The organism is Klebsiella sp. HN106 (assembly GCF_051209435.1).
In the GTDB taxonomy this organism is placed as follows: domain Bacteria; phylum Pseudomonadota; class Gammaproteobacteria; order Enterobacterales; family Enterobacteriaceae; genus Klebsiella; species Klebsiella oxytoca.
On record NZ_JBLURD010000114.1, the window covers coordinates 1 to 414 of the forward strand.

Annotated in this window: 1 protein-coding gene; it reads left to right on the forward strand. The window is 57.5% G+C overall.

The window, feature by feature from the left end; all coding sequences use genetic code 11:
• Positions 1-414: gamma-glutamyltransferase (locus tag ACSIPU_RS30565; RefSeq protein WP_435322483.1), on the forward strand; the 414-nt coding region annotated here is incomplete at both ends.

Genomic DNA, 414 nt, shown 5'->3' on the forward strand with positions numbered 1-414 from the left:
GTTCCTTGACGACCAGGGCAACCCGGACAGTAAAAAATCACTGACTTCGCATCTGGCCTCCGGCACGCCAGGCAGCGTCGCCGGTTTCTCCCTCGCGCTGGAAAAGTATGGCACCATGCCGTTGAACAAAGTGATCCGTCCGGCCATTAAGCTGGCGGAAGAGGGGTTTATCGTTAACGATGCGCTGGCGGACGATCTGAAGACCTACGGCAGCGAAGTGATCCCGCAGCATGAAAATAGTAAAGCGATCTTCTGGAAGAACGGCGAGCCGCTGAAGAAGGGCGATCGGCTGGTGCAGAAGAACCTCGGTAAGAGCCTGGAGCTGATTGCCGAGCACGGCCCGGACGCCTTCTATAAAGGGGCCATCGCCGACCAGATCGCTGACGAGATGAAAAAGCACGGCGGGCTAATCAC